Genomic DNA, 309 nt, shown 5'->3' with positions numbered 1-309 from the left:
ACGCGCCGGTGGCTGCGGAAACTGCTGCGACCGGTGCTGAAGACCCAAGCGTAGGCATCGCGGTCAAACTGTCCGCCACCGACGTAGACAGTCCGACGGACGTGAAATCCTTCACTGTCGGCACGCCTACCAACGGCACCTTCTACACCGACGCGGCGATGACCAAACCGGTGACCGGCGCTATTGATGCGGTCAACGGCGAAGCGACCGTTTACTTCAAACCGAACGAAAACTTCCACGGCACCGCGGACTTCACCTACACCGCCACCGACGGCGGCCCGCTGACTTCGGCGCCAGCCAACGGCACCA

The 309-nt window shown here is 63.1% G+C and carries 1 protein-coding gene; it reads left to right on the top strand.

Going from position 1 to position 309, the window contains the following annotated elements; translation table 11 throughout:
* Window positions 1-309: Ig-like domain-containing protein (locus AB1462_RS32530; protein WP_367249243.1), on the top strand; the 309-nt coding region annotated here is incomplete at both ends.

Origin of the sequence: Pseudomonas sp. SB113 (genome assembly GCF_040754745.1) — a bacterium.
GTDB classification, from domain to species: Bacteria; Pseudomonadota; Gammaproteobacteria; order Pseudomonadales; family Pseudomonadaceae; genus Aquipseudomonas; species Aquipseudomonas grimontii.
Note: the sequence above shows the minus strand (reverse complement) of the source record. Positions and strands in the feature narration are given on the sequence as shown.